Raw genomic sequence first — 9,286 nt, 5'->3', positions numbered from 1 at the left:
ACGAAATCGGGATCTTACAGGTTGAGGCAGTTCCTTGTAGGAGTGAGCCTGCTCCGGGCGGCGTTCCGACGATTGCGGTTGATCAGTCAACATCACTGTTGGATCTAAAACCGCTATCGTCGGAACGCCGCCCGGAGCAGGCTCACTCCTACAAGGGGATTGGTTGTGTCAGGCGGGTTCGGCTACGTTCGAGTAAGCCTGCTCCAGCAACACAGTAAAGCGGTTGAAGGCGTCTATCGCGCCTTTATCCAGCTCCGCTTCTTCCTGCGCGCTCAGCTCCAGTCCGTCGAGTGTTTTGACGAAGCTTTTCCAGCCTTCAGCGCGGCCGCCAGCCGGTTCGGCGAGGTGGCGAGCGCCAAACGTTTCGCTCAAGCCCAGACCCACTGCGCGCTTGATCAGGAAGGCCGCACCCAGCTTCGACCCTTCGGACACGAACAACCAACCCAGCGCCTCGGCTTTGGACGGTTTTTTCACCGCGCCGGCGACAGATGCCGGGACTTCGGTGTCCAGATCCGCCAGGTCAGCCTTGGCCGCTTCGGCACGGCAGCGAGCCGGCAGGTCCGGGACGATGGCGGTCAATTCGGCATCGTTGTACAGCGGCATCAGTTCTGACTGGAACAAGTATTGCGCCACCACGAAACGGGCGAAATTGGCCTGGGTTTCGAACGGTGCGTGGGCTTTGACCAGCGCATCGAGTTTGGTGTGAGGCTCGTTGGTGATCTGGTTCAAGCGTTGCGAACGCAGAGCAAGGCGTTGAGTGGTGTCCTGAGTGGTCATGAGAAGTCCTTGAGGGAAAGAGGCGCTTGGTAACGAGACGAACGGGGAGGCGCCGGACAGTAAAAAAACCTCATGACGCCGCCTTTAAACGACCGCGCCATGAGGTGGAAAGGATCAGATGTCCCAGACCAGATTCACCGAGAAGTTGCGACCTGGCTGTGTCAGGCGGTCGAGGTTCGCCGGTTGAGTCACCGAGGCTTCGCCCACGCTGTCGTAGCCGCGTACGTCATCCCACTGCCAGTACTTCTTGTTGGTCAGGTTGTACAAGCCGGCGTTGACGGTCACGTCGTCGGTCACTTTGTAGAAGCCCGCCAGGTCGAGCACGCCATAGCCCGGCGTCTTGAACTGGGTGCTGGTGCCGTCAGGCGTATTGAAGTTGGTGCTGTCGACTCGGTCCTTGCGCTTGACCAGTGTCCAGCTCATCAGCGCACCGTATTTGTCCTGGTCGTAACCCAGGCCGAACACGCCGGTCAGCGGGTTGATGCTGTTCAGCGGTTCGCCGCTGTCATCATCGCGACCGTAGAGGTAGGACAACGAACCCTGCGTATAGAGGCCGTTTGGCGCCCCGAACGTATCCAGGTTCAGGCGACCCTTGAGCTCCAGCCCCTTGATGGTGGCGTGCTTGATGTTGTTGCTCTGGAAGGTAAGTTCGTTGTAACCGGGGGTGATGGCGTTTTCGTTGATGAAATCGCGGTACTTGTTATAGAACACCGCGACATCGAAGGTGCCTGCTTCAAACTGTCCGCGCAGGCCGGTTTCATAGCTCTTGCTCTTCTCCGGCTCGAGGTCCGGATTAGGCGCGACCTGATAGCCGCCGTTGATGTTTTCGAAACGACCATAAAGGGCTTTGGCGGACGGTGTACGGAAGCCTTCCGCGTATTGGCCGTACCAGGTGTAGTGATCGTTGAACTGGTAAGTGGTGCCGAACTTCGGCGACAGGCGATGCCAGGTCTTGGTGTCATCGTTCACTTCGCCGTTGCCGCTCTGGTCGGCGGTGGCCAGGAACTCATCGGTCAGGCGTGGCTTGAGCTGGGTGTAGTCGTAGCGCAGGCCGGGCACGAAGGTCCAGTTGTTCCAGCTGATCTGATCCTGGGCGAACAGGCTGTAGGTGTTGATGGTCGGGTCCGGGAAATCGCTGGCCGGGGTCAGGGTATCGGAGGCGCTTGGAGCACCGACGGCGCGGCAGGCACCGAACACGGTCAGGCACGTGCCGCTACCGGTACGCAAGCCCGTAACTTTGTCCTGCTTGATGGTGGTGCCGTAGGTGAAGACGTGATCGGTGTCGGCGATGGCGAACGCCTTGTCAGCCTGAACATCGAAGACCCATTGGCGATCTTTGTAGGTGGTGTCGCGGTTACGCAGAACGGTCCGCGATGGCGCGTAGATTTCCTCGGTGCTCTGATCGGTCTTGGCGATCTGGTAGTTCAGTGTCCACTTGATGTTGTCCGCCAGAACGCTGTCGAGGCCGAAGCTGTGATCAAGGCCGAAGCGCTCGCGGGTGACGGTGTCGTTGCCGCTGCGCGCTTTGTAAAAGCCGAAACCGCGCCCCGCATTGAACGGACCACCGACCGCACTCAGCTGATTGGTATCGCGATCGTCCTTGTAGTGTTCATAGGTCAGCCCGAAGCGTGCGTCGTCGGCGTAGTTCCAGCCGAGCTTGGCCAGGATATTGGTGGTGCGCACGTCTTCAGGGTTGGCTTCGGTGCGATTGAGGCCGGTGCCGCCGGTTTCACCGTAGGACTCGGTTTCGTGGCCGTTGCGCTGGCTCAGGTGCAACAAACCGTCGAAGTCACCGGTACGGCCGGCCACGGTGCCGGACGTCAGCCAGCTCTCGTCAGCCGAGCTGTAACCGGTCTTCAGGCGCGCGCCAACGTCTTCGCCGGGTTTGATGATGTCGTCCGGGTCCAGGGTGTAGTAGCTGACAGCGCCACCGATGGCGTTGCTGCCGTAAAGCACGGATGCCGGGCCGCGCAGGATTTCCACGCGTTTGACGATTTCCGGGTCGACATAGTTGCGGTTGGTCTGGGCATACGGACCGTTGAAGAAGCCATCCGGGACTTGTACGCCATCGACCTGGGTCAACACCCGGTCACCGTCGATGCCACGGATGTTGTACCCGGTGATGCCGGAGCGCTGACCCGCGCCGCCCACGGAAACGCCGGGCTCGTAACGCACCAGATCCTTGATGGAATTGACGTTGTTGCGGTCCAGTTCTTCACGGGTGTGCACGGTGACCGTGCTCGGCACGCTGCTCACGTCCTGTTCCTGACGGGTCGCGCTGATGGTCATCTGTTGCAGGTTGAGCGAGCCGGTGTTGGTGCGCAGCTCAAGCACGATGTTGTTGTTACCCAGTTTGCGATAACTCAGGTTGGTCCCCACCAACAGGCGATCAAGGGCTTTTTCCGGCGGCAAGGAACCGCGCACACCCGGGGAGGCCACACCCTGCGCGAGCTCGGCGGAGAACCCGACCTGCCACCCCGTCACAGTGGTAAACGCGTTGAGTGCCGACACCAGCGATTGCTGAGGAATGGCGAACGAGTAATCGCCCATGTTACGGGTCGATTTCTCGGCGGCGGTGGCGGCCATCAGCGGCGCGCTGCCGGCCATCAGGATGGCTGCGGTCAGCAGCGACAGCACGCGTGAAGGTGAAGAGGACTGGCGGGTAAGGCGAGAGGACATCGATAGCGCTCCGTGTCGCACGAATCTTTATAGGTGCTGATTTGCATTTAGAGATGCGAATCAATTGCATTGGCTATAACGAGACGAACGAGCTTCAGCTATCGAGTAAAAATAATTCTCATTTAGTTCAAGATCACCAACGCAGGGAATTCCTGAAGGCGTGCCGAGGTGATGTGGGCGAGGGAGCGCACCACGTCCAGCGGCTGATCAAGCCGGTAATTGCCGGTGACGGCGACGTCGGCCAGTTGCTCATTGTTGTTGATGATCCAGCCGGGATAGTAACGGCGCAGTTCAGCCAGCACCTGGCTCAGTGGGCAGTTCTCGAAGACCAGCCTGCCCTGGACCCAGGCCAGCTCGGTGGCGACGTCGAGTTTGGCCGGACGATCAAAGCCGTTGGGGCCGATGCGGATACTTTCCCCGGCGGACAAACGAATTCGTGCATCGTCACGGGTGGCGCGCAAATCGACATCCCCGCGCTGCACCTGGACTTGTGCCACGCCGTCGAGGTAGCGCACGGCAAATGCTGTATCGCGCACGCTGGCCTTGACCGGGCCGGCGTCAATTTCCAGCGGTTTGCCCCGATTGGCCGGCACCTCGAAAAACGCCTCGCCCTGATACAAACGAGCCACGCGTTGCTGATCATTAATGGTGCTGGAAAACGCCGAGTTGGTGTTCAGCAGGACTTTCGAACCGTCCTCCAATTGCAGTCGCTGGCGTTCACCGACCACGGTCAGGTGATCGGCCTGCAGGCGCATGGGCAGGTTGCTGAAACTGAACAGGCCGAGGATCAGGACGGCCGCAGTGGCCAGGGGTTTCCAGTGCGGGCGCAGGCGCGACAGCACCGTCACCTTCGGCGGTCGAGCGGCCAGTGTTTGCGCGCATTGCACCACCTGCGGGCCGTCCCAGATGGCCTGGGCTTTGGCAAACGCTTGGGCATTCAAGGGATCGGCAGCAAGCCAGTCTTGAAACTCTCGGGTCTGATCCTCGCTCGGACTGCCCAGCACGATCAGCCAGTCCAGGGCCTGGTCCATCGCGCTTGCGGAGTCCTGCGCCGGGGCGGGCGGAGGCGGGCGGCGGGTGTCCGTCACGGTGTTTCCTCGGCAGTGTCTGTGCACCGCTGTTTTTTGGATGAAGCATGAAAAGGAGGCAAGGGTAGCAAAGCCTCGCCAACTCAGTCGCCGTTCAGACGTTCGGCAACACCGATGCAGATCGCCATGATCAGCTTCAGTTCCTTTTGCACGGTGCTCAACGACACGTCGAGCTTCTGGGCAATTTCCAGATAGCTGTGCCCGTGCAGACGGCTGAGAATGAAGATCTGCTGCTGGCGGGCGCTGAGTTGGTTGAGGCTCACGTTCAAATGCTCCAGCAACTGTTCGGCATGAGCGGCGTCCTCGGCGCTGCTGACCGGGGCGGCGACACTTTCCACCACCTCCATCGGCACGTCGTCGAGCAGGGTGCGGGACTGAATGCGGCGCGCACGCAAATGATCCAGCGCCAAATTGCGGGCTGTCTGGAAAACAAAGGGTTCAAGGTGATCGATGGCACGCTCACTGAGCGCCCGCGTCACTCGCAGGTAAGTCTCCTGCAAGAGGTCTTCGGCGGTGCTGTGATTGTTGACCATCCGCTCCAGCGTGCGCAGCAGCGAAACCCGCTGGGCGATGAAGACGTGATTGAAGCGCGACTGACTCACGGGAGAACCTGATCCATTTCGAGCGAATGATAATGCTTATCATCCGCTCGAGAGGTCAAGCACAGAATTGTGAAAGACTGCGCGATGCCTGTAGTGGGCCGTGGTGAGCCTGGTTTAGCGGAGCATTACTCCGCGTTACACAACGCCAGGCAGTTATCGAGCATGCGGTTGGAGAAGCCCCATTCGTTGTCGTACCAGGCCAGCACCTTGAGCAGCTTGCCGCTGGATTTGGTGTGATTGGCATCGAAGATCGACGACAGCGGGTTGTGATTGAAGTCACTGGAAACCAGGGGCAGGGTGTTGTAGCCCAGAATCTTCGAATGCTGGCTGGCTTCCTTGAGCAGGGCGTTCACTTCGTCAGCCGAGGCTTCGCGCTTGAGTTGTACGGTCAGGTCCACCAGCGACACGTTGATCACGGGAACACGCACTGCCATGCCGGTCAGTTTGCCGGCCAGTTCCGGCAGCACCAGGCCGACCGCTTCTGCGGCGCCGGTCTTGCTCGGGATCATGTTCTGGGTAGCCGAACGAGCGCGATACGGATCGGTGTGATAGACGTCGGTCAGGTTCTGGTCATTGGTGTAGGCGTGAATCGTGGTCATCAGGCCGCTTTCGATGCCCAGTTCGCGATGCAGCACCTGGGCCACCGGGGCCAGGCAGTTGGTGGTGCACGATGCGTTGGAAATGATCTGGTGGGACTGGCGCAGAATGTCGTGGTTCACCCCATACACCACGGTGGCGTCGGCGCCTTTGGCCGGGGCGGAGATGATGACTTTGCGCGCGCCGGCCGTAATATGCGCGGCGGCTTTGGCCCGGTCTGTGAAAAGACCGGTGCATTCGAACACCACATCAATTTTTTCGGCTGCCCAAGGCAGGTCTGCCGGATTGCGAATGGCACTGACGGCAATACGGTCGCCGTTGACGGTCAGGCTTTCCTGGTCATGCTGAACATCGGCGTCGAACGTGCCGTGAACAGTGTCGTACTTGAGCAAATGCGCATTGATCGAGCTGTCACCCAAGTCGTTGATGGCGACGATCTGCAAATCCTGACGATAGCCTTGGGTATACAGTGCACGAAGGACGTTGCGGCCAATCCGGCCAAAACCATTGATAGCAATTCGTAGAGTCATTTAAATGGGCCGCCGTCGTTTTGTTGTTGGAATTACAAGATTATTCGCATAAAAATAGAAAACAAGCCTTTTTAATGGCAATATTTTGTTCAATCTACAACGAGTGACCTGAATCAACTGGTCCGAATGATCAAGAAAACCGCCTGTCATCCCAATCTCAGCGGTGCTTGTTCAGCATAGACAATCAGGTCGCCACATCCGTTAGCCTGGAGTTCTACACATGCATCCCCGCGTCCTTGAGGTCACCGAACGGCTTATCGCCCGTAGCCGCGCCACGCGTGAGGCCTACCTTGCACTGATTCGCGGTGCGGCCAGCGACGGTCCGATGCGCGGCAAGCTGCAATGCGCCAACTTCGCCCACGGCGTCGCCGGTTGCGGCACCGACGACAAGAACAGCTTGCGGATGATGAACTCCGCAAACATTGCAATTGTTTCGTCATATAACGACATGCTGTCGGCGCATCAGCCGTACGAAGTCTTCCCTGAACAGATCAAAAAGGCCCTGCGCGAAATCGGCTCGGTCGGTCAGTTCGCGGGCGGCACACCGGCCATGTGCGACGGCGTGACCCAGGGCGAGCCCGGCATGGAACTGAGCCTGCCGAGCCGTGAAGTGATTGCGATGTCGACGGCCGTGGCGCTGTCGCACAACATGTTTGACGGCGCGCTGATGCTGGGCATCTGCGACAAGATCGTGCCGGGCCTGATGATGGGCGCCCTGCGTTTTGGTCATCTGCCGACGATCTTCGTACCGGGCGGGCCAATGGTCTCGGGCATTTCCAACAAGCAGAAAGCGGATGTGCGCCAGCGCTACGCCGAAGGCAAGGCAACTCGCGAAGAGCTGCTGGAATCGGAGATGAAGTCCTACCACAGCCCTGGCACGTGCACGTTCTACGGCACCGCCAACACCAACCAGCTGCTGATGGAAGTCATGGGCCTGCACCTGCCGGGCGCTTCTTTCGTCAACCCGAACACGCCGCTGCGCGATGCGCTGACCCGTGAAGCCGCCCACCAAGTCACCCGACTGACCAAGCAAAATGGCGACTTCATGCCCATCGGCGAAATCGTCGATGAGCGTTCGCTGGTCAACTCGATTGTGGCCCTGCACGCCACGGGCGGCTCGACCAACCACACCCTGCACATGCCGGCGATCGCCATGGCGGCGGGTATTCAACTGACTTGGCAAGACATGGCCGACCTCTCTGAGGTGGTGCCGACCCTGAGCCACGTTTACCCGAACGGCAAAGCCGACATCAATCACTTCCAGGCGGCGGGCGGCATGTCGTTCCTGATCCGCGAGCTGCTGGAAGCCGGGTTGCTGCATGAAAACGTCAACACCGTGCTCGGCCACGGCCTGAGCCGCTACACCGTGGAACCGTTCCTCGATAACGGCGAGCTGGTCTGGCGCGAAGGACCGACCGACAGCCTCGACGAAGAGATTCTGCGTCCGGTGGCGCGTGCGTTCTCGGCAGAGGGCGGCTTGCGTGTAATGGAAGGCAACCTCGGACGTGGCGTGATGAAAGTCTCCGCCGTAGCGCTGGAAAACCAGATCGTCGAAGCACCGGCAATGGTGTTCCAGGATCAGCAGGACCTGGCCGATGCTTTCAAGGCAGGTTTGCTGGAGAAAGATTTTGTCGCCGTGATGCGCTTCCAGGGGCCGCGCTCCAATGGCATGCCGGAACTGCACAAGATGACGCCGTTCCTCGGTGTGTTGCAGGACCGTGGCTTCAAAGTCGCGCTGGTGACTGACGGGCGCATGTCCGGTGCCTCGGGGAAAATCCCGGCGGCTATCCATGTCAGCCCCGAAGCCTATGTGGGCGGCGCTTTGGCGCGGGTGCAAGAGGGCGATATCATCCGCGTCGATGGCGTCAAAGGCACTCTTGAGCTTAAGGTGGACGCCGACGAATTCGCCAAACGCGAACCGGCCAAGGGCCTTCTGGGCAATAACATCGGCAGCGGTCGCGAATTATTTGGCTTCATGCGCATGGCCTTCAGCTCGGCGGAGCAGGGCGCCAGCGCCTTTACTTCTGCCCTGGAGACGCTTAATTGAAACTGGCTTTGGTCGGTGACATCGGAGGAACCAACGCGCGTTTTGCGTTGTGGAAAAACCAGCAGCTGGAGTCTATCCAGGTGCTGCCGACCGCGGACCACACCAGTCCGGAAGAGGCCATTGGCGTCTACCTTAGCGGGCTGGGGCTGAAGCCGGGTTCGATCGGTTCGGTGTGCCTGTCGGTCGCCGGCCCGGTGAGCGGCGATGAATTCAAGTTCACCAACAATCACTGGCGCCTGAGCCGCGAGGAGTTCTGCAAGACCTTGCAGGTGGACCAGCTGCTGCTGGTGAATGACTTCTCCGCCATGGCGCTTGGCATGACCCGTTTGCAGCCGGATGAGTTTCGAGTGGTGTGCGAAGGTACGCCGGAGCCGTTGCGGCCCGCGGTGGTCATTGGTCCGGGCACCGGCCTGGGCGTTGGCACCTTGCTGGACCTGGGAGAGGGCCGTTTCGCCGCATTGCCGGGCGAGGGCGGTCACGTCGATCTGCCTTTGAGCAGTCTGCGGGAAACCCAGCTATGGCAGCACATCTTCAATGAGATCGGGCATGTCAGCGCCGAAACGGCGTTGAGCGGCAGCGGCTTGCCGCGTGTTTACCGGGCGATTTGTGCGGTGGACGGCCATGAAGCGGTGCTCGAAACACCGGAAGCGATCACCGCGGCCGGGTTGGCGGGTGACCCGATTGCACTGGAAGTGCTTGAACAATTCTGCTGCTGGCTCGGCCGCGTGGCCGGCAACAACGTCCTCACCACCGGTGGGCGTGGCGGCGTGTACATCGTGGGCGGGGTGATACCGCGGTTTGCCGATTTCTTCGTTGAAAGCGGATTTGCCCGGTGCTTCGCCGACAAGGGGTGCATGAGCGATTATTTCAAAGGCATTCCGGTATGGCTGGTGACGGCGCCGTATTCCGGATTGATGGGTGCTGGTGTGGCGCTCGAACAGGCTTGAGACCGTAGCGCCCCTATCG

General features: G+C 60.2%; 7 protein-coding genes. 2 read left to right on the top strand and 5 right to left on the bottom strand.

What is annotated here, in order from left to right; genetic code table 11:
- Positions 1-168: 168 nt before the first annotated feature.
- From AC3ZVB_RS20930 to gap, 5 genes are all read right to left on the bottom strand, one after another.
- Complete coding sequence (locus tag AC3ZVB_RS20930; RefSeq protein ID WP_490147621.1) at positions 169-777, bottom strand: biliverdin-producing heme oxygenase; 609 nt, start codon at positions 775-777, stop codon at positions 169-171.
- Positions 778-891: 114 nt separating this feature from the next.
- Complete coding sequence (locus tag AC3ZVB_RS20925; protein ID WP_490147620.1) at positions 892-3,456, bottom strand: TonB-dependent receptor; 2,565 nt, start codon at positions 3,454-3,456, stop codon at positions 892-894.
- A gap of 122 nt (positions 3,457-3,578) precedes the next feature.
- Positions 3,579-4,544 carry a FecR family protein gene (locus AC3ZVB_RS20920; RefSeq protein ID WP_194693723.1) on the bottom strand — a complete coding sequence of 322 codons (966 nt, stop codon included), beginning with the start codon at positions 4,542-4,544 and terminating at the stop codon, positions 3,579-3,581.
- An 83-nt stretch (positions 4,545-4,627) separates the two neighbouring features.
- On the bottom strand, positions 4,628-5,146 hold the full coding sequence (locus AC3ZVB_RS20915) for an RNA polymerase sigma factor (protein ID WP_162440206.1): 519 nt from the start codon (positions 5,144-5,146) through the stop codon (positions 4,628-4,630).
- 125 nt (positions 5,147-5,271) lie between these two features.
- Positions 5,272-6,273 carry a type I glyceraldehyde-3-phosphate dehydrogenase gene (gene gap, locus AC3ZVB_RS20910; RefSeq protein ID WP_162440207.1) on the bottom strand — a complete coding sequence of 334 codons (1,002 nt, stop codon included), beginning with the start codon at positions 6,271-6,273 and terminating at the stop codon, positions 5,272-5,274.
- A 220-nt stretch (positions 6,274-6,493) separates the two neighbouring features.
- Here gap and edd point away from each other — a divergent pair, with 220 nt between their 5' ends.
- Both edd and AC3ZVB_RS20900 read left to right on the top strand, forming a co-directional pair.
- A complete protein-coding gene (gene edd / locus AC3ZVB_RS20905) occupies positions 6,494-8,320 on the top strand; it encodes a phosphogluconate dehydratase (RefSeq protein WP_162440208.1) in 1,827 nt (608 codons plus the stop codon).
- The gene (locus AC3ZVB_RS20900; protein WP_490147619.1) at positions 8,317-9,267 is read left to right on the top strand and encodes a glucokinase; all 951 of its coding nucleotides are present in this window, start codon (positions 8,317-8,319) and stop codon (positions 9,265-9,267) included. Before edd ends, AC3ZVB_RS20900 begins: the two co-directional genes overlap by 4 nt.
- Positions 9,268-9,286 lie beyond the last annotated feature (19 nt).

Source organism: Pseudomonas sp. MDV22-iso1 (genome assembly GCF_058145095.1).
Note: the sequence above shows the minus strand (reverse complement) of the source record. Positions and strands in the feature narration are given on the sequence as shown.